This window comes from Gammaproteobacteria bacterium, from assembly GCA_009845905.1.
Taxonomy (GTDB): domain Bacteria; phylum Pseudomonadota; class Gammaproteobacteria; order Steroidobacterales; family Foliamicaceae; genus Foliamicus.
In genome coordinates this window covers 496081-521960 of record VXYS01000004.1, presented here as the reverse complement: position 1 = coordinate 521960, position 25880 = coordinate 496081, and the positions used below count along the sequence as shown (strand labels likewise).

The following is a 25880-nucleotide window of genomic DNA, read 5'->3' as shown; positions in this document are numbered from 1 at the left end:
GTCCTGCTTGACAGGAGTCGGCCATACTCTTAAGTTGCTGCAAGTGAACAGATATACTGTAAAAGTTGGCGCTGTAAGGAGCAGTTTCTGACGCATGGCGGGCCAATACTCCACTGATCTTTTCAGGCTCGATGACCGGGTGGCGCTGGTGACCGGCGCAGCCAGCGGCATGGGCCTGCGCGCCGCCTACGGGCTTGCCGACGCCGGCGCCCAGGTCGTGGCCGCGGACGTGAATTCCGGCGGCCTGGACGAGGCCGTGGCCGCAATGCGGGCCGAGGGTTACCGCGTGACCGGCGCAGTGGCCGACATTTCGGACCAGGAGCAGGTTGCTCAGATGGCGGAAACAGCCGAAAGCGTGTCCGGCCACGTGGATGTGCTCGTCAATTGCGCCGGTATAGGCGCACGCGGCGTGGCCAGGGACTATCCGCTGGAACTGTGGCGGAAGGTCATACACATCAATACGCGCGGCAGCTTTCTGTGCGCCAGGGCGGTGGCGCCCGGGATGATTGCGCGGAGAAAGGGTTCGATCATCAATATCGCTTCCTGCGCCGCTGCCGTCGGATGGCCGGGCAGCGTGGGTTACCAGGTCAGCAAGGCGGGACTGGGTCAGATGTCCCGCAGCCTGGGGGTCGAGTGGGCGCCGTACAACGTGCGGGTCAATTCGATTGCACCCGGATCCGTGGATACGCCGCAAAACCAGCAGGAAGAAGCTCGGGAGCCGGAGTATTTCGCGGAACGCCTGCGGCGAGTGCCGATGGGCCGCAGGGCGCAGCCGGAGGAGGTCGTGGGCGCGATACTCTTTCTTGCCTCGGACGCCAGCAGCATGGTGACGGGCAACCTGATCGCGACGGATGGCGGCTACATCGCCAGTTGAGGGAGTCGTGGCGAGGGTGCAGGGGAAAGAGGCATGAACGGCAGGTACAGGACGCTTTTCGACTTTGGCGGCAAGACGGTCGTCGTGACTGGCGCGGCGAGCGGGCTAGGCAGGGAAATTTCCCTGGCCCTGGCGGACTTCGGCGCCAATGTGGTCATCGCGGACAAGAACGCCCCCGGCCTGCGCAAGGTTGCCGAGGAGCTCAGTCCAGCGGCCGCCAGCGTTCTGCCCTGTCCCACGGACGTGTCCGTTCCCGGGCAGGTGGATGCCCTGGTAAGCGCCGCGCTAAGCGTGTCGGGGCGCATCGACGCGCTGATTCACTGCGCGGGGATAGGCGGACGGTCGCCCGCCGTGAGCTATCCGATGGAGCTTTGGGACGAGGTGATCAGCGTGAACGCCGGCGGAACCTTTCTCTGCACCCAGGCGGTGGGGCGGGTGATGCTGGAGCAGGACAACGGCGGCGCCATCGTCAATCTTTCGTCGATCGGGGGTATGGTGGGCAAGCCGGGCAGCGTCGGCTACCAGGTGAGCAAGGCCATGGAAATTCAGATCGCCAAGAGCCTGGGCGTGGAGTGGGGGCCGCACGGCGTGCGGGTCAATTCCATCGCGCCCGGGCTGTTCATGACGGAGACCATTCGGGCCGAGACCGAGAAGGAGCCGGACGTGAACGCGGACTTCATGAAGATGCTGCCCCGGGGACGCGCGGGCGAATTGCACGAGATCGTGGGCGCGGCGCTGTTTCTCGCTTCGGATGCGGGAAGCTACGTGACTGGAGCGGTGATTCCAGTGGACGGCGGAGCGCTTGCGTGGTAGGAACAGGATGACAGCGATCCTGCTGGGTTGGCAGAAGGCCGCGGAGCAGCTGGAGTGGATCCGCACGCTGGCTCCGTCCGGCTGTGAATTCCTGGTGCCCGAACATTCGCCGGACCAGGGCGACTACGACGCGGACCCGGCGGAACTGGTCCGCCTGGGGCGCGAGGCTGAAATCATCGTCGGCTGGAACTTTCCCCGCCAGGTCTTCGTCGAGGCCCGCAAGCTGAAGCTGGTCTCGTCCGCCCATACCGGTTACGACCGCTACGACCTCGCGCTTTTTCTCAAGCGCGGAGTGACGCTCGCCAACGCCGGCGGCGTCAATTCCGTGGCGGTTGCCGAGCATGCCATGGCGCTGCTGCTGGCGCTCGCCAAACGAATCGCGGAGCACGACCGGTCGGTGCGGCGCGTCGACTGGATCGATCTGACGCCGGATACGGCCAGCGTTCAGCTTGCCGGGAAGGTCGCCGCGATCGTCGGTTTGGGGCGTATCGGGACACTTATTGCCGCAAGGTGCCGCGCCTTCGGGATGAAGACCGTCGGCGTCAGGCGCGATGTTTCCCGGCAGGTGGACGCCGTGGACGAACTCGTGGGCGCCGACAGGCTCAATTCCGTACTGGAAGCGGCCGATGCCGTAATCCTGGCTCTGCCCCTCACTCCCCGGACCCGCGGGTTGATGGGGCATGAGCAGTTTGCGGTCCTGAAGCCCGGCGCCCTGCTGGTGAACGTGGGCCGCGGCATGGTGGTCAACGAGTCGGCGGTCCACCAGGCCCTGACCCGGGGCGACCTGGGCGGTTTTGCCGCCGACGTGTGGTGGGACTATGCCGACGCGTCTCCCGCGGGCTATCACTACAACGTTCCTTCGCGGCTGGCGGTGCACCGGCTGCCGCGCGTGGTGGGCACCCCCGACATGGCCTCGAACGTGCTGGGAATGCGCGAGCGCATGATTGAATTCGCCATTGAAAACGTGCGCGAATTTCTTGCCGGAAAGACGCCCGCGCGCACGGTGGACCTGCGCAATGCCATCGGGCCGGGCGCCTGAAATATGGGGGACCGGGCGTTGACGGGGGCCGCCGGTCACGCATCGGTCGATCCCGCGTTCTTCCGCAGAGTCGTCGGCAGTTTCGCCACGGGCGTCACGATTGTCACGACCCTGGATTCGCAAGGGTGTCTGCACGGCCTGACGGCCAACAGCTTCACCTCGGTATCGCTGGCGCCGCCGCTGGTGCTGGTTTGTGTTGAGCGCCGGTCGAGAAGCCTGGCCGCGCTCAGGCAAAGCGAGGTGTTTGCCGTGAATATCGCCAGCGAAGCGCAAAGGGAGCTGTCGATACGCTTCGCGACCAACGCCGCGGACAAGTTCGATGGCGTTCAGACCCAACGCGCGGCCACGGGCGCGCCCATCTTCGCCGATTCGGTCGCGTGGCTGGATTGCAGGCTCAGCGACATCGTGGCCGCCGGTGATCATGACGTGGTGATCGGCAAGGTGGTGGGTATGGCCGAGGGCTCCGCGTTGCCGCTGGGCTATTTCCGCGGCGGTTTCTTCAATGTTTCGGACGAGCAGAGCGCGTCCCAGACGCGCGGGCAGACCGTATTCAGCGTGATCGTGGACCACGGCGGCCGCGTTTTGCTGTGCCGTGCCGGGGAGGGCGGCAAGTGGTCGTTTCCCGAGGCGCCTGGCGATGCGGGCGGGCTGCCCCTCGGGGGCCTGCGCGAACGGCTGGCCGAAGCAGGCGCCCCCACGACCATCAGTTTCCTGTATTCCGTTGACGAAATACGGCACCGGGAATGCACGCTGCTGTTGTACCGCGGCGAGCTGTCGGCAAAGCCGGACCTGGCGGACCGGGAAAACTGGAGGTTTTTCGACGCTGGCGCGACGCCGTGGGAGGACCTGCTGGACTACCAGACCCGGATGACGCTAAAACGATATTTCCAGGAGCGCTCGCAGGGCCGGTTCGGCCTTTTCGCCGAGACCGGAGAAGGAGGCCATATCGCGCCCATCGTCGACAACCTGCGTTCGTACTCGAAGGAGGACGCGGAACGTCAGTTGGGCTGACGCAGGAACCGCAGGGCGATGTATACGGACGTGATAACGCCGAACACGGCCGTGCCGATGGCGGAGCGGCCGCGACTGGGTTTCCTGTATCCCCGCGGCGGAAGCGCCTTCGAGTACTACCACTTCGCGGAATATTTCAACCACAACCTGTTGTGCTACCTGATCGGCGGCATGCATGCGTACGGAGGTGACAAGACCCACTATCCCGATCCTCTCTACGCGATCGGATCGATCGAGAACCTGAGTTACCCGACGCGTTCGATGAAGCCACTACGCGTTCATGCAGCGATCTGGGCCACAACCAGCGCCAGCTTTATCGGCGGGATGCAGTGGTCGAAAGACCAGGCTGCAGGGCTTGCCGAGATCCTGGGCGCTCCGGTCAGCAGCACCGCGCTGGCCTATGCCGGGGCCATCCGGGCCCTGGGCATACGCCGTGTGGCGGTTCTCGCCAGCTATCCGGCGGAAGTCACCGAAGCCTTTCGCGGTTTTCTGGGCGAAGCCGGGATCGCGGTGGGCGACGCCATTCACCTGGACACGGAAAGAGGGGAGGACGCTTTCGACCTTGGGCCGGACCTGCTGATTGAAAAGGCGCTGTCGATGGACTGCTCCGGCGCCGAGGCCCTGCTGATACCGGATACGGCCATGGCGGCCTTCGAGGTCATGCGACGGCTGGAGGCCGAACTCGACCTGCCCGTACTCACGGCCAATCAGGTCACAATATGGGAAGCGATCAGGCTGGCCGGGGCCCGCGTGCGGACCGCCGACTACGGCCGGCTGTTCGCGCTGACCTGAGTGTTTCCGGGACGCATGAGAGAGGGACCCGCTTGGCCAGTCTGACGCTGAAGAACGTCTGCAAGTCCTATGATGAAGTTGAAGTCATCCGGGACGTAACCGTGTCGGTGCCCAGGGGCACCTTTCTGGTGCTTGTGGGACCGTCCGGTTGCGGCAAGTCCACACTGCTGCGGATGATTGCCGGGCTGGAACCGGTAACCAGCGGCGAAATCAGCATCAATGACCGGGTCGTCAACGATGTTCCGCCCAAGGAGCGGGACGTCGCGATGGTATTCCAGTCGTACGCGCTGTACCCGCACCTCAGCGTGGCGGAAAACATGGCCTTTTCGCTCAGGATGAGGCGGGCCGGCCAGCAGGAGATCGACGAGAAAGTGGGGCGCGCCGCCGAACTGCTCGGCCTCTCCGATTACCTCGACCGGTTGCCGCGTCAATTGTCCGGAGGGCAGTGCCAACGGGTGGCCATGGGCCGGGCGATCGTGCGCAACCCGGCGATCTTTCTGTTCGACGAGCCGCTTTCCAATCTGGACGCCAAGTTGCGCGGTCAGATGAGGACGGAATTGCGCGAGCTGCACCGCGAGATCGGCAACACGACGGTTTACGTAACGCATGATCAACTGGAAGCCATGACTATGGCCGACCGGATCCTGGTGCTCAACGAAGGCCGCACGGAGCAGATCGGGGAGCCGATGGAACTCTATGACCGGCCCGCCAACCTGTTCGTCGCCCAATTCATCGGCACGCAGGGAATGAATATATTCGAAGGCCGAATCGACGGTAACTGCTTCGTGTCCGGCGCCAACGGCAGGATCCCGCTTCCGGCCTGGGCCGGTCGGCACAGCGGCCGGGAGGTCACGCTGGGTATCCGGCCGAAGCATTTCGAGTTCGTGGACGATGGCGGCGAAGGGATCGGCGCCACGGTGGCGGGCGCCGAAATCACCGGGGCCGAGGTCTTCCTCGATCTGCGGTTCGGCGGACAAACGTTCAACGCGAGCTATCGGGACCCGCTGCCCGGGACTGCCGGATCGTCAATGACGCGAAGCTCCGCAAGGTTCAGGCGCGGCGATCGGATCCATGTGGCGCCGCGGCGGATCCACCTGTTCGACGCCGCCACCGGCAACAGGATCTAGAGGAAGCAGAGCATGCAGCGAATGGGATGGATCATCCGCATACGGCCGGAGAAAATCGCCGAGTACAAGGCGCTTCACGCCAACGCCTGGCCCGGGGTGCTGGAGAGGATCCGGCAATGCAACATTCGCAACTACAGCATCTTCCTGCGCGAACCGGAAAACCTGCTGTTCGGGTACTTCGAGTATCACGGGAACGATTTCGAGGCGGACATGGCCAGAATGGACCGCGACGAGGAAACCCGGCGCTGGTGGAAACTCACCGATCCCTGCCAGGAAGGGCTGGAAACCCGCGCGGAAGGCGAGTGGTGGGCGGCCATGGAGGAGGTATTTCACTGTGATTGAGGCCGCTTCCCCGGCGCCGGCAGACCGACGCAACAGGGCGGCAGCGCATCGTGTTGACAGGCCCTGACGTGCTCGCGGACTTGCTCAAGCAGGACGACGCCTCCGCTTCGGAGGGGTTCGATTTCTATTCCGACAATGCTGCCGGCGTCCACCCGCGGATCCTCGAGGCCCTGGTCGCCTGCAACCGGGGCTTCGTGCCGCCGTACGGAATGGAACGATTTACGCGGCGCATCGATTCCGCGTTTTCAGACGTATTCGAACGCGCGTGTTTCGTGTTCCCGGTACCGACCGGTACCGCGGCGAACGGCCTCGCCCTGGGCGCGTTGGCGCCGCCGCACGGATTGATCTTCGCGCACTGCAATGCGCACATCGTCACCACGGAATGCGGCGCCCCGGAGTTCTTCACACTGGGGGCCCGGCTGGCGTTGCTTGAGGGCCCGCACAACAAGCTGGCGGCATCCACGTTCGAGTCCGCGCTGCATGGCCACGCCCGGCGTACCGTGCATCAGCTCCTGCCGGCGGCGGTCAGCCTTACGCAGGCCACGGAACGCGGCACCCTATATGCGCTTGAGGAAATCGCGGCGATCAGCGGCCTGGCGCATGCGGCCGGATTGAAGGTCCACATGGATGGCGCGCGGTTCGCCAACGCCATGGTGAGCCTGGATGCCACGCCGGCGGAAATGTCCTGGAAGGCGGGTGTGGATGCGGTGTCGTTCGGGGCGACCAAGAACGGCACGATGAACGCGGACGCGGTCGTGCTGTTCGACGCGGAACTGGCGGAAAAGGCGCGGTTCATACACAAGCGCGCCGGCTTCCTGCACTCGAAGATGCGCTTCATGTCGGCACAGTTGCTGGCCTACCTGGAAGACGGCTTGTGGGTCGCCAATGCGCGGGCCGCGAACGCCAACGCGGAGCGGCTGGCGGCGGCCCTGGCATCGGTAAAGGGCGTCGAACTGAACGATCCGGTACAGGCGAACGAGCTTTTTCCCCGCCTGCCTGCAGATTTCCAGCGCCGATTGAAGTCCGAGAGCATTCACTTGCGCGATTGGCCCGACGCCAAGGGCAATCTGTTCCGCATCGTGACGTCCTATTGCGACGGAGAAGCCCGAATCGGCGCGTTCGAGAAGGTTTGCCGGGAATTCGGCGGTGGCGAAGCGAACGCAACCCGTAGCGGCGAATGATGGCGCGCGCGGCTTCAGCAACGTTTCGACGCTCGGCGAGGGCAGGCTCGCTTGAGCTTTCGGAAATCGTGCGCATTTCCGAGAAGGCCAGGGCCATGAGGGCCGCGGGCGAGGACGTGCTCAGTTTCGGCACCGGAGAGCCCGATTTTCCGACGCCGCCGCATGTAATCGAGCAGACCTGCGCCGCCATGAGGCAGGGCGCTATCCGCTATCCGCCCACACAGGGGCTGCCTGAACTGCGCCAGGCCATCTGCGACGATGCCGGGGCGCAAACCGGATTCTCGGCGGACCCGGCGGAAGTGATCGTCTCCACCGGTGCAAAACAGGTCCTGTTCAATGCGTTTCTGGCAACGCTGGATCCGGGCGACGAGGTCATCCTGCCGGCTCCGTACTGGACAAACTACGCGGACATTGTCGGGCTGGTGGGCGGGAAAGCGGTGCGGGTGGATTGCGGCGCGGAACTGACGCTCACGCCGGGACGCCTGCGCAGCGCCATTACGCCGAAGACGAGGTGGCTGGTGCTGAACTCGCCGGGCAATCCGTCGGGAAAGGTGTACTCGCGCGCCGAACTCGAAGCCCTCGCGGAAGTCCTGCGGGAATTTGCGCAGGTTTGGGTGATGGCCGACGAGATTTACCAGCATATTTCCTACGAGCCTTTCTGCTCGTTCCGCGTGGCGGCGCCGGACTTGGCGGACCGGACGCTGATCGTCAACGGCGTATCGAAATCCTACGCCATGATCGGGTGGCGCATCGGATGGGGAATCGGGCCTGTGGAGCTGATCCGCGCGATGGTGGCAGTGCAGGGCCAGTCGACTTCTCCCGCATCCGTCGTGTCCCAGATCGCGGCCTGTGCGGCGCTCTCCGGCCCGCAGGAGTTGCTCGGGGAGCGTTGTGAATCCTTTCGCCGCCGCCGGGACCTGGTGGTGAGCGCGATCAACGCCATTGAAGCGGTGTCGTGCCGCGTACCGGGCGGCGCCTTTTACGTATTTCCGGATTGCCGGGCGACGTACGGGCTGAGAGCGCCGGACAGGACGACCATTGCCGACGATTCGGACTACTGCGGCTACATACTCGATTCCGCCAGGGTAGCCATCGTCCCCGGCAACACCTTTGGGCTGGGAGGTCACTTCCGCCTGTCCTACGCCTACGCGGAGGAAGACCTCGTGGAAGGCTGCCGCCGTATTGCGGCGGCGACGGCCGCACTTGCGCCATGTTAACAGGCCCCAGGCTATCCCAGTTCCGCAACCGCCTGCAGTCTTCTCATCGCCTCTTCGGGTTCAATGCGGCTGTTGAGCAGGTCAACCGTTACATCGTGCATGGTCTGACCGACCGCCGCCGGCATGGCGTTTTCGATAAACGTCTGAAACCATCCCGATTGGCTGACTTCGTTTGCAGCGGCCCGCAACATCGGATCGGTGACACTGCTTCCCGCGGCCACATGCACCGGAATATTCAGGCCGAGTTCGGCGAGCCTCTGCTGGTTGGACCGGTTCGTGAGGAACCTCAGGAATTCAAGGGCTGCATCGGACGACCCCGTGGTGAGCGCCCAGCCGCCTACCGCACCATAGATGTCCGTTCTGCTGCCGGGCGTGCCGGGCACTACAGGCATGGAAAAGAAACCGATCGTCCCGGTTGCAAGACCGATGCCGTCAGAGGCGTTCTTTTGCTGTTCGCTCGGCGTGGTGGCGCTGTAGGCCATAACCATTGCGGCCCTGCCGTCCCCGAACAGGCCGGTCGCCTTGGGATACTTGGATGCCGCGAATCCCTGCTGAAAGGAATCCACCTCCGCCAGCTGCCTGACCATTCCCGCGGCCTCGATCATGCAGGGCATCAGAAAACCCTGGCCCCGGCCCTGCATTGCGTGCCGAAACGCCTCTTTCCCGCATACGCGCGTGGCGGCCAGTCCGAAATACGACCCCACGGTCCAGGGGTCCGCCGGACCCGCCGCGATCGGTGTCACGCCGAACGCCCGCAGGGCGGCAACCGCCTGGAGAAAATCGTCCCATGTTTCCACCGAACCGGCGTCGATTCCCGCTTGCCGGAACAGGTCCTTGTTGTAATAGAAGTCCACCTTGGTGATGTGGTGCGGCACGCCGATGATGGCGCCGTCGTAGGTGAAGTTGTCCAGCGCGGCGGGCACGAAGCTGTCGGACCAACCGTCGCGCAGCATCTCGGCGCTCAAGTCGCGAACCGCCCCGATATCGTAGAGCTGCCGCAGGAGGCCGGCGCCCTGAGTGAACAGGATGTCCGGCTTGGTGGGCGATGCGATCAGGGTTGGCAGCCGCTGGCTCATCCGGGCGAGATAACGGTATTTGACCTCCACGCCCGGATTGCTGGCCTCGAAATCAGCGATGACCTCATCGTAGAAGGCGATGATCCTGGGGTTTCGCTCGGCGAACACCCAGTGGACCGTGGTGGCGCCATCCGCATTCGGCGAACGCTTGTCGAGGTTGAGGCTCGACCATCCCGCAACCGCGACCAGGGCGCAGAAAACGATGGCGATCCAGGGTTTACGGATCAAGCCGGCAGTCCTGCGGCCTGCGCCGCGTTACCGCCGCGGAAGTTTCCGGACTTCATATCCGTCATGGTAGCAGTGTCCAGTAAAGTAGCTCGCTCATGACAAGACGAGCGCACGATGGCGGGGTGGCGCTGTTCGAAATTGGAGACCGACACGGAATTCGGGCCGCGATCACCAACTTCGGGGGCCGGGTCGTGGCGTTGATGGCGCCTGATCGGCAAGGCGCCATTGCGGACGTTGTCCTTGGTTATGCAAATCTGGAGGGGTACCTGTCCAATCCGGAGCACTACCTGGGCGCCCTGATCGGGCGATACTCGAATCGCATAGAAAATTCGCGGTTCGAACTCAGGGGAGTCAGCTACGAGCTGGATCCGAACGAAGGCCGTCATTGCCTGCATGGAGGCAGCCCGGGCTTTCATGGCCGGGTCTGGAATATTGTGGATCACGACAAACACAGTCTTGTTCTGTCCCGCGTTTCGGCGGACGGGGAGGGCGGTTTTCCGGGGACCCTGGAGATTCAGGCAAAGTATGCGATCGAAGAAGATACCGCGCTGGTCATCGAACTGACCGCGGTCTCGGACAAGACCACCGTCGTAAACCTGAGCAGCCACATGTACTTCAATCTGGCCGGCGTGCACGCAGGGCCGATCACCGATCACCGACTTGAATTGCGCGCCAGCCGTTTCACCCCGGTTGACGAGCAACTGATTCCTACCGGCGAATTCCGCAGCGTTCGGAGCACGCCCATGGACTTTCGCAGTGCGCGGCGTATCGGAGAGGCTATGTTTCAGGACGACGAGCAACTGAGGTTCGGGTCGGGATTCGACCACAATTTCGCCGTGGATTCGCATGATGCGGGCACGCTCAACGCAGTGGCGATGGTTACGGAACCCAAGTCAGGCAGGACAATGCAACTGTTTTCTAACCAGCCGGGGGTGCATTTCTACACCGGCAATCACCTGGATGACGCGGGAATAGGCAAGCAAGGCATTGCAATCGAACGGCACCACGGTTTCTGTCTGGAAGCGCAGAACTTTCCCGCGGCGCCGAACCGCGCGGGTTTTCCGAACTGTGTCCTGGAACCCGGCGAGCCCTATCGTTCGGAAATCGTCTACCGGTTCGGCGTTGCCGGCGGGCGCCGGCCATGAGCGGCCGGGACCGAACACCACCGTCGACAGCCGAATCGGCTCGGTGTGCCGAATTGCTGGCACGCATGACCCTTGCGGAGAAGATCGCCCAGTTGTGCGCGGTTTGGGTAACGGACCTTCTTGAGGACGGAAGGTTCTCGGAAGAAAAAGCCGGCCAGCACCTTGCCGAAGGCATCGGACAGGTTTCGCGCGTGGCCGGAGTCAGCGGACTGCCGGTCCGTGAGGCCGCCGCCGTCGCCGATGCGATACAGGACTATCTCCGGCACAACACGCGGCTGGGTGTGCCGGCAATTCTTCACGAGGAGTGCCTGTGCGGCTTTCAGGCGCGGGGGACCACGTCCTTCCCTCAGGCCATAGGCCTGGCAAGCGCCTGGAATCCGGACCTGGTGGAGCGAATCGGCGCGGCCATCCGCAAGGAAATGCGGGCCGTGGGAACGCACCAGGCCCTCGGACCGGTGCTCGACCTGGTACGCGACCCGCGATGGGGCCGCTGCGAAGAGACTTTCGGCGAGGACCCGTATCTGGCCGCTTGCATGGGACTGGCTGCCGTTCGGGGCTTGCAGGGCGACGACCTGCGCACCGGCATCGGCGCCACGCTGAAGCATTTCGTGGCCCACGGCTCGTCGGAGGGCGGCCGCAACGAGGCGCCCGTGTCCGCCGGGCCCCGCGAGCTACGGGACTGTTTCATGGTTCCCTTCGAAAGGGTCGTGAAGGAAACGGAAGTGCTTTCGGTGATGAACGCCTACCACGACATCGACGGCATCCCCTGCGCGGGTTCCGCCGAGCTTCTGACGTCGATACTGCGTGAGGAGTGGGGATTCGGCGGAATCGTCGTTTCGGACTACGAGGCCGTGGACCAGCTGCGGCGCATGCATTTCACGGCCGTGGACAAGGCCGAGGCGGCGCGCCAGGCGCTGGAGGCCGGAATCGATGTGGAGCTGCCTGCGGCCGACTGTTTCGGGGAACCGCTTGCGTCCGCGGTGAAGTCGGGCCGGGTAAGCGTGGAATTGATCGATCGCGCCGCAATGCGCGTGCTTGCCGCGAAGGAACGGCTGGGCTTGCTGGATGCTGCCCCCTCCCGGCAACCGTCAGTGGACCTGTCGGTCATCGACAGCGCAAGCCATCGCTCGCTGTCCGCGCGGGCAGCCGGCGAATCCCTGGTATTGCTGAAGAACGATGGGGTGCTGCCATTGGGCGGGAAGCTGGCCTCGCTGGCCGTTATCGGACCGAATGCCCACAGCGTGCGCAATCTGCTGGGCGACTACGCCTTCGAAGCGGCCTATGGCGTTCCGGTGGGGCTGTCCGAAGGGACCAGCATTCTCAAGGGTCTCGAGGACGTTGCCGGACCTGGCATAAGGCTGAATTTCTCCCCGGGTTGCGACATCGGGGGCGAGGACTCAAGCGGGATAGAGCCGGCCGTACGCGCCGCAGAGCGCTCCGATGCCGTTGTTCTGGCCGTGGGCGGGCGTTCGGGAAGCGAACCCGTATTGCGCGGTTATTCGGAGCATGGCGATACCTCCGGGGAAGGGCGGGACCGCGCGGAGTTGGGCCTTCCCGGGGTGCAGGAGCAACTCGTCCGTGAACTTGCCGCTACCGGTAAACCCGTGGTGCTGGTGATTGTGGACGGCCGCCCGCTGGCGCTGGGAAATGTCGAAAGGCATGCGGCGGCCATACTCTGGTGCTGGCTGCCCGGGAAGCAGGGGGGAGGGCCGATTGCCCGGGCGCTGTTCGGCGCGCTCAATCCCGCGGGCCGACTGCCGGTCACCCTGCCTCGCGAAACGGGCCAGGTCCCGGTGCACTACAACCGCCACCCCGCTTCTTCCAAATGGGACTACATCTTCGGTTCCAACCGCCCGCTTTATCCCTTCGGGCATGGCCTGAGTTACACGCAGTTCGTTTACGGTGGACTGCGGCTGAGCGCGGAGCGGATCGGCCGCGACGAAACTCTCGGCATAGCCTTCGAGGTGCGCAATGCCGGAATGCGCGATGGCGATGAAGTGGCGCAGCTATACGTGCGTGATGAAATCGCCAGCGTCGTACGGCCGGTTAAGGAACTGAAGCGATTTGCCCGCTTGCACCTGAAGGCCGGCGAGGAAACTACGGTCAAGTTCCGGTTGCCAATCCGGGAGCTGGCCTTTCACGACCGCTCGCTTAACCGGGTGGTCGAGGCCGGTGCGTACGAGATTCAGGTCGGCGCGTCGAGCGAAGACATTTGCCTCAAGGAAAAGTTCAGCGTCGTCTGAAAGGGTATCGGCGTGGGCTACCTGCGCCGCATAGCGTTAACACGCCCTGGTCTTGGTTGGATTTGTTAACCCGCGTTTTCAGACACAGGCGGCGGCATTTCGCCGCGAGCAATCAGGAGGCCCTCAACTCTCGCTAAGCGGGTCTCAACAGATACCAGTCTTTGGTTGGTATCTGCCCAAGTCATCCAGATTGCAATAAGAAGTGTCACAGTTACCCCGAGCCCGGTGCTGACAATTGTGATCATTTCTTTGTTCATATTGGAACTATACAACAAGGAGCCATTCAGGTATTTGTTCGGATTTGGGGAGTTTATTGGGATTTAGAGAATTCTTCGCTAAGCGAGTTCGTTACTGAGGTAAATAAGCCCGGAAATCAGCGATTGGCCAGTGTCCATGCGGCTGCCGCCAGCACGCGGGTGCCCAGGGCCAGGTCGAACGGCTTTGCGTTCTCGGCCTCGTGGTGGCTGATTCCGCCCTCGCAGGCGACGAATACCATTCCGGTGGGGCAGATCCTGCCGAGGTGCAGCGAGTCGTGGCCGGCGCCGGAGAGCATCAGCGGGCCGGAAGCGTTCATCATGTTTGCGCAGTTCTCCAGCAGGCCGATGATTGAAGGATCGAAGGCTATCGGATCCACTGTCGAGAGTACTCTCACTTCCGCAAGGCAGGGATGCGCCTGGGCCGTGGCGACTTCCTGGATCAATCCCTCCACCTTGTCCATTACCGCCTTTTCGGGGTGCCGCAGGTCGATGGTCAGGCGCACCTTGTCGGTTACGGTGCCCGGCGAGTTCGGAAAGCTGTCGATCCTGCCGAAGGTCAGTCGCAGGATGTCATCGTCGTCTTGCGTCAGCGACCGCAAGCTCACCATGATCCGGGCGGCGCCATCCAGGGCGTCCTTGCGCAGCGCATGGGGGGTGGTGCCGGCATGGGCCGTTTCCCCGAGTATCTCGACCTGTATCCTCCTCACGCCCTGGATGCCTTTCACGATGCCAACGGGCAGGCCCGCCTGTTCGAGGACAGGGCCCTGCTCGATATGAATCTCAAGCGACGCGCACGGGCGCACCGAGTGGATCGGACGCAGTTCGGCCCGGGTCGCCGCGATGGAGGCGGCCAGTTCATCGCCCACCCGGGCGCCGTCGACAGTCCGGTTGTCAAGCACCGCGCTCAGTTCGCGGGTGCCGGCAAAAGCGCTGGAGCCGGTAGCTCCGGGCAGGAACCGGCTGGCCTCTTCGTTGGTCCAGGCGGCGACCTCGATCGGTCTTTCTGGTGTCAGCCCCTGTTGACGGATCGATTCCAGCACCTCGAGGCCCGCCACCACTCCGAACGCCCCGTCGAACTTGCCGCCGGTGGGCTGGCTGTCCAGGTGAGAGCCGACGATAAGGGGGTCCTGCGACGCGGCGGCGCCCTGCATGCGAACGAACAGGTTGGCTGCATCGTCCTGAAAGGCGGAAAAGCCGCGCGCCCGGGCCCATTCAATGACGAAATTTTTCGCTTCGGTATCGAGTTCCGTCAGGGCCTGCCGATTGACGCCGCCGTTCTCGAGCGCCCCGATCTCGGCCAGGCGCATCAGCAGGTCCCAGAGGCGGTCCTGGTCCACGGCGTTGCCTACGGCGGCGGCATTAGCGTCGGGCCGCAACATCGTCAGACTTCGATCAGGCCGCGCGCGAATTGAGTCAACTGCCCGCACCCCGACTCCGTTACGACAACCGTTTCGCTGCTCGCCACCAGCGGTTCGCCGGCACGGCGCACGGCCTGCGGCAAGTGAAACACCATTCCCGGCTCCAGGACGGTCTGATCGCCGTCCTGAAGCGTGAGGAAACTGCCCTCGCCCCAGTCCGGCGCAAAATTAATGCCCATCGAATACCCGGCGCGTTTGCGCAGCACGATCCCGTTCCTGTCGGCAATGCGCTTTACCGCCTGGTTGACGCAGTTGGACGTGGTTCCGGGGCGGATCGCCGCCATCGCCGCGTCGAGCATCGCTTCGGCAATCGCCATGTTCTCGATATTACGCTGCGTTGGAGGGCCTACCACCAGGGTCCGGAACAACGCGCCCGCGTACCGGTTCACCGAGCCGGCCACCTCCAGAAAGATATTTTCGCCCGGCACGATCCTCTTCTCGCTGGACCAGACGGAATGTGGGGCGAGCTGCCGGTGTCCGGACATGACGAATATCGGCAATCCCACGTATTCGCAGCCGGACGACACCATTGCCTGGTGTATGTGGCCGGCCAGCTCGGCTTCCGTCATGCCGGCCCGGAAATTTTCGATTCCCGCCCGGATACCGATCTCCGCAATTCGGCAGGCCCTGCGTATCTGCTCGATCTCGGCAGGGGACTTCTTCCGCCTCAGCGACTCCACAAGCCAGCCGCTGGGCTCCAACTTCATGTTCGGCAGCCTGTCCGCAAGCTCCCGATTCATGTCAACGGTGAAGAACCAGCCGTGCGTTTCCAGCCCGACGCTGGAACGGGTGAGCTCAAGCCGCTTCAGCGCTTCGACGAGTTCGCCGACAGGCGACTCGTTGTCGTGATAGGCCATCAACTGGTCTTGCCGGAACCAGGATCGTACCGGCAATCCCAGGGCCTCGAGCGCGCGCAGGATGATGATGGGCCTGGATCCCGGCTTTACGATCAGCATTTGCGGGTAGTAATAGCCTGGAGTGTGCCATCCAGAAATGTAATTGATGTTTTCCGGAATATGGATAACCATCGCGTCCAGGCCGCCGGAGAGGATCTTTTCGTTCAGGGCGGCCAGCCTGCCTTCAAACTCCGCCACCGGAAACGCCGGTTCGGGCAGAAATTCCATTGTCGGCTCGTGGTTCATGTTGACGGCCCCGGCGGGCATCGCGGCATATCTACTATCGTACAGTAGATTTACTGGAAAACCAAAATGCCGTTCAGAGCAGTCCGGCGCACGGCGGACAGGGTTTAGTCCTCGTCCGCGGGCGCGGAAATCCGGCCGGTTTCCTCCGATTCCGAGCGCACCTGCGCATACTCGGGAAGGAAGGCGTTGACCCAAAGCACAACCGTCGTTTCGTCGGAGTTGTTCTTCCAGCGGTGCATGAGGTGGCTGTGGAAATAGAGCGTGTCCCCGGTCTTCAGCTCGTAATCCTCATCCGGCTCCAGCCATAGCGAAAGCTGACCGGACAGCACGTAAACGAATTCCTGGCCCTTGTGCGACCAGATACCGTTGCTGTGCCCGCCGGGTGCAATGTGTGAAATCTCCGCCTCCATGCCGGCCGGCTTCGAGATGATGTCTTCGATGATGATGGACTTGTCCTGGGTGACGAATCGGGGACGTTTATCCGCGGGTACAAAGCGGCGCTTGGCTGGAGGGAGCTCTTCGCCCTTGAGCGTCGGCAGCGTGGTCCGAAGCGCTTCGCCCAGGCGGAACAGGGCCTCCATTGAAACACCGGTGTTGCCGCGCTCCAGGGCGCTGATGAACGACGGCGACAGTCCGGAGGATTCGGCGGTCTGGACCAGCGTCATCTTGCGCTGCTTGCGCAGCATCCTGAGCTTTTCTCCCAGCTTCTCGTCAACATAGCTGTCTTCGGCCGAAGGCTCGGGAGATCTGCCGAGTTCGCGGCGGATCGCGGCCGGATTGAGGCGCTCGTTGTAATAGAGCCGGATGACCTTCCGGAGGCGGCGCACATGCTGCTGGCGGTATACCCGGTGCCGGCCCTTCGTTCTCTCGGGCGTGATCAGGCCTTCACGCTCCCAGATTCTCAGAATGCCCGGCGAGACGTGAAGCAGTTTGGACACTTCGCCGATCGATAGCGCGTATTCCGATTTTGCTAACTTCATGCAGACAGTTCTCGTCTTTGGCGAATGTACCTTCCCGAATGCATGACGAGTGCCGGAGCCTTCCCCTACGCGCCGTGTTCTCCCCGCGCCAATTGTACCGCGAGGTCCATGGTTGCCGCGTTGGCGGTGACGACCGGCTGTTGCAATTCCCGGGAAAGCTCCGCGGACATCCGCCGATCGCGAACAGCGGTGCACGGAATGACGATCGCATCGAATGGCGGCGTTCCGGCCGATCGCGCCAGGGCCAGAAAATCTTTCGGGCGCAAGGTCCCTACCTCACCATCGCTGCCCTTGCCGGCATGAGCGTGGCCCACTGGGCGGAAGCCGCTTTTTTCCAAGAAATCGACGAATTTGACCCCGATGTCCGCGTGGTACGGAGTGAGAACAAGCAACTTGCGGGCCGCTAACCGCTTCAATGCCGCCACGAGCGCAAGTGAAGTCGTGGTTGCGGGAACGTTTCCGCCGGATTCGGAGAGCACCCTGGCTTGCCGTTCTCCGAAATTTCCGTCGCCCAGGAAAGAGCCGGAGGTGCATGCCCAGACGATGGCGTGCGGCGCTACATCGGCAGTCTGCGCTGCCGCTTTCGACAGCGATTCGACCGACCCCATGTCCTCGACCATCCGCGCCACCGCGTCCGAATCGCGCGGATCCGCGACGGACTCCGGGTGGACACGGAACAAATGCGCCTCCGCGCCCCGCCGGGCAGCCATTTCGCATATTTCCCCATCCAGGAGAAAGGTCGAGGGCACCAGCACCGCAATCCGCGCGGTGCCTTCCGCATGGGCCATGGCTCCTTGTGCGGCGTTCACTATACTCAAGCGGCTTGCGAATCCGCCCGTATCGCTTCGATGAGCCGCTCAAGGCCGGTCACGAGCTTGTCCCGGGAGGTTGCGAGAGACAGGCGCACCAGTCCGCGCCCGCCCGGGCCGAAGGTTTCTCCGGGCGCCACCGAGACTTGCCGTGACCGCACAAGGCGCTTGGCGAAATCGTAGGTATCCATGCTGGCGGACGAAATATCCACCATCATGTAAAACGCGCCGCCAGGCGACCAGGTCCTGATGCCGGTATTCGCGAACATGTCCACGGCGAGGTCCCGGTTGCCGCGGTAGTAGTCGCGCATTACCGCTATGCTGTCCTGGGGTCCCCGAATTGCGGCCTCGGCGGCCTTCTGGGCCACGGAGCAGATCGAGCCGATTACGGGCTGCTGGAGCTTCGCCATGACTTCGATCAGGGCCTCGGGACAGGCCACGTAGCCGACGCGCCAGCCGGTCATCGCGTAGGTCTTCGAGCAACTGAAAAGACTGATCACACGCCCATCGCCGTCGAACCGGGCCGCACACGCGTGTTCCTCTTCGAAGACGAACTCGTCGTAGCACTCGTCGGCAATGACCCAGAGGTCATGGCGGCGGGCGAAATCCACCATTTCACGAACCAGGCCGGGGCTCATGACCGCTCCCGTCGGGTTCGATGGGGAATTCAGGATGATGGCCCTGGTCCGATCTCCCACGTACGCATCAAGTTCTCCGGGTTCCGGCAGAAAGTTCCTCGATGAATCAGCAGGGTAATGACGGATCGTCCCTCCGGCCGACAGGACCATCATTTCCCAGTTGGGCCAGGCGGGATCCGGCAGAAGAATCTCGTCGCCGTGCTCCAGAATCGACAGGCAGGCCGTAAAAAGCCCCGAGGTGGCGCCGCTCACCGCCACGATCCGGTCCGCAGGAACATGCAGGCCATTTACCCGCTGGAGTTTTTCGGAGATTGCCTGGCGCAGGGAAAGCAGACCGACCGGCGGCGTGTACTTTGTAAATCCGTCCCGTGCCGCCTGGCAGGCAGCCTCGACAATATGCGGTGGCGTGGGGAAGTGCGGTTCGCCGAGATCGAGACGCACGCAGTCGGGCGTCCGGGCGGCGAGATTGGCAATTTCCCGAATGCCGCTTTGGGGCATTTCGGCGACGGTCCGGGCAGGCGGTTTCATCGAAGCTTCTTGCAAAATTACTAGTTTACAGTAAGAATCCGAGCCAGACCGAAGCTTGGGAGAAGGATTTATGGATCTCGGAATTGCGGCCAAGGTGGCCGTTGTCACGGGTGGCAGCCAGGGGATAGGACGGGCCATTGCCGAGTCGCTGGCCCGCGAAGGCGCAAGGGTCGCGGTGGTGGCGCGTACCCGGGCGGCCCTGGAAAAGGCCGCCGATGAGATCAGCGCGGCGACAGGGTCCGAAGTGATCGCCTCTCCGGCGGACACGGGGGACGGGGCCTCGGTGCTTGCGATGGCTGAAGACGTCATGGAGAGGTTGGGAGCGGCCGAAATACTCGTCAATTGCGCGGCCGCGCCGGCCGGACAGGGCCGCACTCCGCTGGCCTGGGAAGTCACCAGGGATCAGTTGATGGAGCAGATGAACGTCAAGGTCATGGGTTATCTGCGCTGTGCGCAGGCGCTGCTGCCCCATATGCGCAGCAAGGGTTGGGGGCGGATCATATCGATCAGCGGAATGGGGGCCAGAAAGTCGGGCGACACGGTGGGCAGCATCCGCAACGTGGCCGTCGTTGCAATGACCAAGAACCTGGCCGAGGAGCTTGGGGGCAGCGGAATCACCGCAACGGTTGTGCATCCCGGTTACACCAAAACCGACAAGGTGGCGGCAATGATTGCGCGGCGCGCCGCGGAAGAGGGGAGTTCCGAACAGGAAATCGAGGCAGGACTCGCCTCGGGCAATCTCAACGGCTATCTTCCCACGCCCGAGGATATCGGCGGCGTGGTCGCCTTTCTCGCGTCGCCGCTGTCGCGATGCATCAACGGCGACGTCATCGCCGCGGCGGGCGGCGCCAAGACCGCGATCCATTACTGACTGCGCCGTCATGGGCGCAAGCGGGAGCGCGGTCCGGGTGGGCGCCGACAGTCTGCGCCAATTCGTCTCCGACCTGTTCGTGCACATGGGCTGGAAGCGCAGCGAGGGCGATATCGTCGCCGACCACCTGGTTGTGGCGGATCAGTCCGGGCACCCTTCGCACGGGACCGGCATGCTGGGCACCTACGTGGATTCGTTCCGGGCGGGAGCGATCCGGCCCGGCGCCGAACCGGCCGACAGTCCCGCCAATCCCCCGTTTGCCGTGATCGACGCCAACTTCGCGCTTGGACACATTGTTGCGCTGGAGGCCGTCGATCGCGCTGTGGGCATGGTCGCGCAATACGGGGTGGGCATCGTCAACGTCATCCGCGCCCACCACATGGGCCGTATCGGATACTATGCGGAGCGCGCCGCGGACGCCGGAATGATCAGCATGTTCTGGGCCAATGTTTACGGGCGCGCCCCGTTGGTCGCTCCCTTTGGCGGCACGCAGGCGAGGATCGGCACCAATCCCCATTGCATCGGCATTCCGCGGGTCGGCCAACCGCCGATACTGCTCGATTTCGCGACCAGCCGCATTCCCCTGGGCAAGGCGCGCGTGGCCCATACCCGCGGCGTCCCGGCGCCCGAAGGATCCCTTCTCGACCACCGCGGCAATGAAACCCGGAACCCTGCGGTGATGTTCGAAGAGCCCACCGGGGCGCTGCTGCCCTTTGGCGATCACAAGGGTTACGGGCTGGCCCTGGTGGCTGAATTGCTGTCTTCCGCGCTGGCCGGTGGAGAGACGATCGCGGAACTCGACGACGCGGGCCTGATCGCGAATAATCTCCTGGTGATCGTTCTCGACCCCACGCGCCTGGGACAGGATCTGGAATCGGTCTCGGAGCGTATCGAACGTTATCTTCGCTGGGTCACCGATGTTCCGCTTGCCGAAGGCGTGGACGCAGTTCTTGCTCCCGGAGATCCCGAATTCGACAGCCGCCTGTCGCATGCCGGCAGCGTGGAACTGAGCGCCGGGGGCCTTGCCCGGCTCAACGCGGCCGCCGCGGCCGCGGGATTCAGGCCGTTTACTGCATAGGGCCTGCAGCGCAGCCCTGATCGGGCATGGCGCGTTGCAGGCGTGGCATAACCTCATTGATCATGAGGTCCAGATTGTGGATCCAGGCGTCGTACTGTTCGATGAAGTCGAAACACATGCCGATCAAGGTTCCGAATCCGCCCGTTTCGCGAATCAGTTTCTCGGTCTTCGCAGCCACCGTTTGCGGCGATCCCACCAGCCAGATGTGCCGCGCGAGATATTCCGGCGTGATCATGTCGTCCGTATGGCTGGGGTCCGCCTTCGAATATTTGGCCAGGCCGCGCCGAACAATGCCGGGGATCATGTACTCCTCCCAGAAACGCGCCACCTCTCCCGTGGAGGCCAGCTCCACCGCTTCCTCGTCGGTGTCCGCAACGAAAAACGGTGGCGATACGGCCCAGTCGTCGCGCGAAACGCTGTGTCCGGCCTTCGTGGCCTCGGCTTCATAGGCGTCCCAGTGGCCCGCGAGATAGCCCGCGCCGATGTAGAAGCTCATCGGCCGGAAGCCCAGTTTGCCGGCCAGCGCCAGGGTTCGTGAACTGTCCGATATGCCCGCCATGCCCAGCGGGGGGTGGGGTTTCTGAAACGGCTTGAGGAACGGCCCCTTCTCGAAATCGTCGTAGTCGCGGCGCTTGAATTGCCAGAACTTGCCGTTGTAATCGAAGGCCTTGTCCTCGGTCCACAGCCGGATCATGATGTCCAGCGCTTCCTGCGTCATTTGCGCATTCAGCATGGTGGGCGTGCCGTCTTCCTCGTAACGGACCGAGCCCAGCAGGTCCGCGTCCATGGGGACGGAACCGGCGCCGATGCCCACCATGTACCTTCCCTGCGCGAGGTGGTCCAGGTAGGCAATCCGGTGCGCGAGCTCGACCGGATGGTGGTAGGGCAGTACGTGTGCCCCGGGGGCCAGCTTGATCTGTTTCGTCTGCACCAGGGCCTGCGCGATCAGCAGATCCGGCGCGGGCACGGGCTCCCATCCGCAGGCAAAATGCTCGCCGATCCAGGCCTCGGAGTAGCCGAGCTCGTCGGCGCGGACGATCGTGCTGAGGATGAACTCCTGACCCTGCTTTGGGGTGCGCTCCGGCGCCAGGTGGGGCATGAAGAACAGCCCAAGATTCATGGGACCTTTACCGTGGAAGACAAAATGTCCGGGGGAGAGTATTAAACTTGCTGTATTCTGTCAAGTTTGTTGGAATTTACACGCGCGCCGGAGGCGGTGCGCGTTACCTGCCGGGGTAACATTGTTTTTCTTCGGGAAGGCGAACGATGAGGGGAACAACACAGCTGCGATGAAGCTCTTGAGATTTGGAGAGCCCGGCGCGGAGCGGCCGGGCCTGTTGGATGAGAACGGCGTAATTCGGGACCTGTCGGCCGTGATTGGCGACCTGGACGGCCCCAACCTGAACGCCGAATCCCTGTCCAAGATTGCCGACAGCGACGTGAGCGGGTTTCCCACCGTATCCGGCGACGTGCGCATCGGGCCCTGTGTCGGCAACGTGGGAAAAATCGTCTGCGTCGGTCGGAACTACGTTGAGCACGCCGAGGAGAGCGGCAGTGCCGTGGCGGACGAGCCGGTGATTTTCTTCAAGGCCACCAGCGCGATCAGCGGGCCGTACGACCCGGTCGTCATTCCGCGCGATTCCGCGAAGACCGACTGGGAAGTGGAACTCGGCGTGGTGATCGGCACAAGGGCGTCGTACATTGCAGAAGCCGAAGCCTTGGATCATGTTGCCGGATACTGTGTCGTCAACGACGTTTCCGAGCGGGAATTCCAGTTGGAGCGGCACGGGCAGTGGGTCAAGGGCAAGAGTTGTGACACATTCGCTCCGATCGGACCCTGGCTCGTGACGGCGGACGAAGTGCCGGATCCGCAACGCCTCGACTTGTGGCTGGACGTCAACGGAAGGCGCTGTCAGAACAGCAACACTTCGAAGATGGTATTCGGGGTGCGCTACCTGGTCAGCTACATCAGCCGGTTCATGACGCTGAATCCGGGCGACATCATTTCGACGGGCACGCCCTCCGGCGTCGGGCTCGGCCACGATCCGCCCGTCTACCTCAAACCGGGCGACGTCATGGAACTGGGAGTGGAAGGCCTGGGGCGACAGCGCCAGGAGCTCGTGTCCCATGCTGGAGTAGTCGACGACTGATCGACTTCGGGAGCGGTGAAAACGCCAGGTTCGCGCACAGGCAGGTCTGACTGATGTCCGTTGCGGTTGGGATTGATCTCGGCACCCAGAGCGTCAAGGTTGTCTGCTACGACTTCGTGAATCGGCGCGTGGCCGGCAGCGCCAGCGCGTTCCTCGATCTTCGCCAGGACGGCGAAGGTGTGGCCGAACAGCATGCGGAGTGGTGGCTGGACGCGCTGCGCGAGGCGTCCCTTCGAGTCGATCCCGGGGTCCGCGGGAGAGCGGCGGCCGTCGCGGTTTCGGGCCAGCAGCACGGCTTTGTGGCGCTGGACGCAACAGACGCAGTGCTGGCTCCCGTGAAACTGTGGTGCGACACGTCCACGGCGGTGGAATGCGAGGAGATCATGCTGGCTTTCGGCGGTCGCGAAGCCTGCATTGAGCGCGCCGGCAATCCGATTGCGCCGGGCTACACCGCATCCAAACTGCGTTGGCTGAAGAAGGCCAGACCCCAACTGTATGACCGACTCGACTGCATTCTATTGCCCCACGACTACCTGAACCTGCATTTGACCGGCGAACGCTGTATGGAAATGGGCGATGCTTCGGGGACCGGCTTTCTCGATGTCCGCCGCAGGGATTGGTCCCGAGGCATGCTGCGCGCCATCGATGCGGACCGGGACTTGAGCGACTGCCTTCCGCCCCTGCGCATCGGCAACGAAGCCATCGGCACGCTCCGGACGGAGATTGCCGAAGAGCTGGGCCTGCCCGCGGGGATTCCGGTAGGGATCGGCGGCGGCGACAACATGATGGGAGCGATCGGCACCGGCAACGTGCGCCCGGGAATGCTCACGATGAGCCTTGGCACCTCGGGCACCGTGTATGCCTATGCCGACCAGCCCGTTGTCGATCCCGAAGGCAATATCGCCGCGTTCTGTTCTTCAACCGGGGGCTGGCTGCCGCTGTTGTGCACCATGAACTGCACGGTCAGCACCGAGCTGATGCGCTCGCTGCTCAACGCCGATATATCCGCATTTGAGGAACGGGTGGCTGCTGCCGAGCCGGGCGCGGGGGGCGTCATCACGCTGCCCTTTTTCAATGGCGAGCGAACGCCCAACCTGCCGGATGCCAAGGGCTGCATAGTGGGGATCGACAGCCGCAACGCCCGGCCCGAGAACCTGCTGCGGTCCTCCGTCGAAGGTGCGACCTTTGCGCTGAAATTCGGTATCGACGAACTGGCGGGCCTGGGCGTCGATATCGGAGAGATCGTGCTGACCGGCGGCGGGGCAAGAAGCACTGTGTGGCGGCAGATTGTTGCCGACATCTGCGAAGCTCCGGTCGTGGTGCTCAAGCAGGGCGAAGGCGCGGCCTTCGGGGCGGCGCTTCAGGCCGTGCAGCTCATCGAAACGGGCGCATCGATCGAGGATCTCGTCGATGCCCATCTGGAAAAGGACGACAGCCGCAGTTGCGAACCGCGCAGCGCGTCCGTGAATACTTACAGGGAGTGCTACCGCGAATACAGGCGCGCGGTTGCGACCATGACCGCGATCTACGCCTAGGAGGCCAGACAAAGGGGGCAAGAACATGAACCGCAGCGTCTTTATCGGCGATCGGGAATATTTCCCGGGTATCGCCAGGATCCAATACGAAGGCCCTGAATCGGACAATCCACTGGCGTTCAAGACCTACGATCCGTCCCGGTCAGTGGGCGGCAAGACCATGGAAGAGCACCTGCGCTTCGCGGTCTGTTATTGGCATACCTTCTGCGCCACCGGGGGAGACCCGTTCGGACCGGGTACCCGCGTCCATCCCTGGGCGGAAAAGGGAGACCCGATGGATCGTTCGCGCGAACGGGTGGACGCGGCGTTCGAATTCTTCACCAAGCTCAACGTGCCGTTCTGGTGCTTTCACGACTTCGACCTGGCTTCCGAAGGTGGCAGTGTTGCCGACTCGGAAAAGAACCTTGAGCAGATGGTGGGGATGGCCAGGGAGCGGCAGGACGCAACCGGCATGAAGCTGCTGTGGGGGACGGCGAACGTGTTCTCGCATCCGCGCTACATGAACGGCGCATCCACAAATCCGGACTTCGCCGTCGTCGCCTATGCCGCCTCGCAGGTAAAGGCCGCTATCGACGCCACCGTGGAACTGGGCGGAGAGAATTACGTGTTCTGGGGCGGGCGCGAAGGCTATGCGTGCCTGCAGAACACCGACACCAGGCGGGAACTCGAACACATGGCGATGTTTCTGTCCAAGGCGCGCGATTACGGCCGGTCGGTGGGGTTCAAGGGCACGTTCCTGGTCGAACCCAAACCCATGGAACCGATGAAGCACCAGTACGACTTCGATGCCCTCACGGTGATCGGCTTCTTGCGCCAGCACGGGCTCGCGGGCGACTTCAAACTCAACGTCGAGGCCAACCATGCGACGCTGGCGGGGCACGCGTTCGCGCACGACCTGCGTATGGCCGCCGATGCGGGCCTGCTGGGCTCGATAGACGCCAACCGGGGCGATCCGCAGAACGGATGGGACACGGACCAGTTCGCTATGGACCTGTACGACTGCGTACACGCCATGATGGTGGTGCTTGAATACGGAGGGCTGGGCAGCGGTGGCCTGAACTTCGACGCCAAGGTCCGCCGCGAATCCACCGACCTCGAAGACATGTTCATCGGGCATATCGGCGCCATGGACGCATTTGCCCGGGGGCTTCTGGTTGCCGACAGGGTTCTGGCGGACCCACGGATGTCGGAGCTTCGCTACGGCCGTTACCGGAGTTTCGATTTGGGCGACGGCAAGCGCTTCGAGGACGGCGAACTGTCTCTGGGCGATCTGCGCGATATTGCCGCGGCGAACGGAGAGCCACGTCAGAGAAGCGGCAAGCAGGAACTCGTCGAGAACCTGATCAACGACTGCATCGTGACCGCCTGCTGACCGACGTCGCGCAG

The 25880-nt window shown here is 63.5% G+C and carries 23 protein-coding genes; 16 read left to right on the top strand and 7 right to left on the bottom strand.

Features of this window, described 5'->3' with window-relative positions; all coding sequences use genetic code 11:
• Positions 1-94 precede the first annotated feature (94 nt).
• The 9 genes from F4036_03865 to F4036_03825 all read left to right on the top strand — a co-directional run bounded on the left by F4036_03865 (position 95) and on the right by F4036_03825 (position 8396).
• Positions 95-874: an SDR family oxidoreductase gene (locus F4036_03865; protein ID MYK36879.1), complete on the top strand. Its 780-nt coding sequence runs from the start codon at positions 95-97 to the stop codon at positions 872-874.
• Between the two features lie 33 nt (positions 875-907).
• Positions 908-1687, top strand: a complete 780-nt coding sequence (locus F4036_03860; GenBank protein ID MYK36878.1) for an SDR family oxidoreductase — start codon at positions 908-910, stop codon at positions 1685-1687.
• Between the two features lie 7 nt (positions 1688-1694).
• Positions 1695-2726 (top strand): hypothetical protein, encoded by a 1032-nt coding sequence (locus F4036_03855; GenBank protein MYK36877.1) that lies wholly within the window; start codon positions 1695-1697, stop codon positions 2724-2726.
• Positions 2727-2729: 3 nt separating this feature from the next.
• On the top strand, positions 2730-3737 hold the full coding sequence (locus F4036_03850) for a flavin reductase (GenBank protein ID MYK36876.1): 1008 nt from the start codon (positions 2730-2732) through the stop codon (positions 3735-3737).
• An 18-nt stretch (positions 3738-3755) separates the two neighbouring features.
• Positions 3756-4529, top strand: coding sequence for a maleate cis-trans isomerase (locus F4036_03845; protein MYK36875.1), 774 nt, complete (start codon positions 3756-3758; stop codon positions 4527-4529).
• 32 nt (positions 4530-4561) lie between these two features.
• Positions 4562-5656, top strand: coding sequence for a sn-glycerol-3-phosphate ABC transporter ATP-binding protein UgpC (ugpC, locus tag F4036_03840; protein ID MYK36874.1), 1095 nt, complete (start codon positions 4562-4564; stop codon positions 5654-5656).
• Between the two features lie 12 nt (positions 5657-5668).
• Positions 5669-5998: an L-rhamnose mutarotase gene (locus F4036_03835; GenBank protein ID MYK36873.1), complete on the top strand. Its 330-nt coding sequence runs from the start codon at positions 5669-5671 to the stop codon at positions 5996-5998.
• Between the two features lie 80 nt (positions 5999-6078).
• Positions 6079-7179, top strand: a complete 1101-nt coding sequence (locus tag F4036_03830; protein ID MYK36872.1) for a low specificity L-threonine aldolase — start codon at positions 6079-6081, stop codon at positions 7177-7179.
• Entirely contained in the window at positions 7179-8396 is a 1218-nt protein-coding gene (locus F4036_03825; protein ID MYK36871.1) for a pyridoxal phosphate-dependent aminotransferase, read from the top strand. Before F4036_03830 ends, F4036_03825 begins: the two co-directional genes overlap by 1 nt.
• Before the next feature lie 11 nt (positions 8397-8407).
• Here F4036_03825 and F4036_03820 read toward each other — a convergent pair whose 3' ends face one another.
• Complete coding sequence (locus F4036_03820; protein ID MYK36870.1) at positions 8408-9700, bottom strand: extracellular solute-binding protein; 1293 nt, start codon at positions 9698-9700, stop codon at positions 8408-8410.
• A gap of 95 nt (positions 9701-9795) precedes the next feature.
• Here F4036_03820 and F4036_03815 point away from each other — a divergent pair, with 95 nt between their 5' ends.
• Positions 9796-10845 (top strand): galactose mutarotase, encoded by a 1050-nt coding sequence (locus tag F4036_03815; GenBank protein MYK36869.1) that lies wholly within the window; start codon positions 9796-9798, stop codon positions 10843-10845.
• Positions 10842-13088 carry a beta-glucosidase gene (locus tag F4036_03810; protein ID MYK36868.1) on the top strand — a complete coding sequence of 749 codons (2247 nt, stop codon included), beginning with the start codon at positions 10842-10844 and terminating at the stop codon, positions 13086-13088. The genes F4036_03815 and F4036_03810 overlap by 4 nt, the downstream gene beginning before the upstream one ends.
• Before the next feature lie 373 nt (positions 13089-13461).
• Here F4036_03810 and F4036_03805 read toward each other — a convergent pair whose 3' ends face one another.
• From F4036_03805 to F4036_03785, 5 genes are all read right to left on the bottom strand, one after another.
• Positions 13462-14724: a M20 family metallo-hydrolase gene (locus F4036_03805; GenBank protein MYK36867.1), complete on the bottom strand. Its 1263-nt coding sequence runs from the start codon at positions 14722-14724 to the stop codon at positions 13462-13464.
• Between the two features lie 2 nt (positions 14725-14726).
• Positions 14727-15926 carry an aminopeptidase P family protein gene (locus tag F4036_03800; protein ID MYK36866.1) on the bottom strand — a complete coding sequence of 400 codons (1200 nt, stop codon included), beginning with the start codon at positions 15924-15926 and terminating at the stop codon, positions 14727-14729.
• Positions 15927-16009: 83 nt separating this feature from the next.
• Positions 16010-16885 carry a MerR family transcriptional regulator gene (locus F4036_03795; protein MYK36865.1) on the bottom strand — a complete coding sequence of 292 codons (876 nt, stop codon included), beginning with the start codon at positions 16883-16885 and terminating at the stop codon, positions 16010-16012.
• Positions 16886-16950: 65 nt separating this feature from the next.
• The gene (locus F4036_03790) at positions 16951-17505 is read right to left on the bottom strand and encodes a maleate cis-trans isomerase (protein ID MYK36864.1); all 555 of its coding nucleotides are present in this window, start codon (positions 17503-17505) and stop codon (positions 16951-16953) included.
• Positions 17506-17699: 194 nt separating this feature from the next.
• A complete protein-coding gene (locus F4036_03785) occupies positions 17700-18998 on the bottom strand; it encodes an aminotransferase class I/II-fold pyridoxal phosphate-dependent enzyme (protein MYK36863.1) in 1299 nt (432 codons plus the stop codon).
• Between F4036_03785 and F4036_03780 the strand changes: the two genes are divergently transcribed.
• Together F4036_03780 and F4036_03775 are read left to right on the top strand one after the other, a co-directional pair.
• Positions 18931-19731, top strand: coding sequence for an SDR family oxidoreductase (locus tag F4036_03780; protein ID MYK36862.1), 801 nt, complete (start codon positions 18931-18933; stop codon positions 19729-19731). The genes F4036_03785 and F4036_03780 overlap by 68 nt on opposite strands.
• Positions 19732-19741: 10 nt before the next feature.
• Entirely contained in the window at positions 19742-20809 is a 1068-nt protein-coding gene (locus tag F4036_03775) for an Ldh family oxidoreductase (protein ID MYK36861.1), read from the top strand.
• Here the strand turns inward: F4036_03775 and F4036_03770 are convergent.
• Positions 20799-21929 carry an LLM class flavin-dependent oxidoreductase gene (locus F4036_03770; protein ID MYK36860.1) on the bottom strand — a complete coding sequence of 377 codons (1131 nt, stop codon included), beginning with the start codon at positions 21927-21929 and terminating at the stop codon, positions 20799-20801. The two genes, F4036_03775 and F4036_03770, sit on opposite strands and share 11 nt — an antisense overlap.
• 169 nt (positions 21930-22098) lie before the next feature.
• Between F4036_03770 and F4036_03765 the strand changes: the two genes are divergently transcribed.
• From F4036_03765 to xylA, 3 genes are read left to right on the top strand one after another with little or no spacing between them, the layout of a single operon-like run.
• A complete protein-coding gene (locus F4036_03765; GenBank protein MYK36859.1) occupies positions 22099-22959 on the top strand; it encodes a fumarylacetoacetate hydrolase family protein in 861 nt (286 codons plus the stop codon).
• A gap of 53 nt (positions 22960-23012) precedes the next feature.
• Positions 23013-24494 (top strand): xylulokinase, encoded by a 1482-nt coding sequence (gene xylB / locus F4036_03760; protein ID MYK36858.1) that lies wholly within the window; start codon positions 23013-23015, stop codon positions 24492-24494.
• Between the two features lie 25 nt (positions 24495-24519).
• A complete protein-coding gene (xylA, locus tag F4036_03755) occupies positions 24520-25866 on the top strand; it encodes a xylose isomerase (GenBank protein ID MYK36857.1) in 1347 nt (448 codons plus the stop codon).
• The last annotated feature ends 14 nt before the right edge of the window (positions 25867-25880 follow it).